The 947-nt window shown below is 51.5% G+C and carries 2 tRNA genes and 2 rRNA genes; all 4 read left to right on the top strand.

Annotated features, from left to right (window positions below):
- Positions 1-74, top strand: a 16S ribosomal RNA gene (locus HW452_RS17320); the annotation flags it as partial.
- Positions 75-159: 85 nt separating this feature from the next.
- Positions 160-236: transfer RNA gene (locus HW452_RS17315), tRNA-Ile, on the top strand.
- 112 nt (positions 237-348) lie between these two features.
- A tRNA-Ala gene (locus HW452_RS17310) sits at positions 349-424 on the top strand.
- A gap of 223 nt (positions 425-647) precedes the next feature.
- Positions 648-947, top strand: a 23S ribosomal RNA gene (locus HW452_RS17305); the annotation flags it as partial.

Raw genomic sequence — 947 nt, 5'->3', positions numbered from 1 at the left:
CGGTGTGGTTCATGACTGGGGTGAAGTCGTAACAAGGTAGCCGTAGGGGAACCTGCGGCTGGATCACCTCCTTAAACGATGCGTCATCCTCGCGGCAAGCGCTCACAATGAATTACCTGATCAAGTGATAGAGCAAACGGTTTAGCACGATCCCCTCTTGGGTCTGTAGCTCAGTTGGTTAGAGCGCACCCCTGATAAGGGTGAGGTCGGCAGTTCAAGTCTGCCCAGACCCACCAAATTCCCGTGATACGGCGTTAAAATGCTCCTCGCATGGAAACCCATGCGTCGTCTCATTTTGCCTGGTCTCACGGAAATTTATGACAAGAGGCGATGCAGTGCGAACGCAATGGGGCCATAGCTCAGCTGGGAGAGCGCCTGCCTTGCACGCAGGAGGTCAGCGGTTCGATCCCGCTTGGCTCCACCATCATGTTGGTAGTATCCAGTGCCGTTTGTCGTTTCGTGATCATTGATAAATCGTACACGCAAGTGTCGCTTTATCACTGTTCACTGAACAGTCGCTCTTTAACAATGTATATCATGCTGACATGAACGTTTTTAAACGTTCATACGTAATTGTTGTGTGATACGTCTCAAGCGTATCCGGCAATCGTTGTCATTGCGAGATACCAGACCCCTTCGGGTTATAGGGTCAAGCAATGAAGCGCACACGGTGGATGCCTAGGCAGCCAGAGGCGATGAAAGACGTGGTAGCCTGCGATAAGGTTCGGTGAGGTGGCAACAACCTGTGACCCGGACATCTCTGAATGGGGAAACCCACTGACCACAAGGTCAGTATCATGTACTGAATACATAGGTACATGAGGCGAACCAGGGGAACTGAAACATCTAAGTACCCTGAGGAAAAGAAATCAACCGAGATTCCCCCAGTAGCGGCGAGCGAACGGGGACCAGCCCTTAAGCATGTGACCGATTAGACGAACAGGTTG

This window comes from Vreelandella aquamarina (genome assembly GCF_020075495.1).
GTDB lineage: Bacteria > Pseudomonadota > Gammaproteobacteria > Pseudomonadales > Halomonadaceae > Vreelandella > Vreelandella aquamarina_A.
Note: the sequence above shows the minus strand (reverse complement) of the source record. Positions and strands in the feature narration are given on the sequence as shown.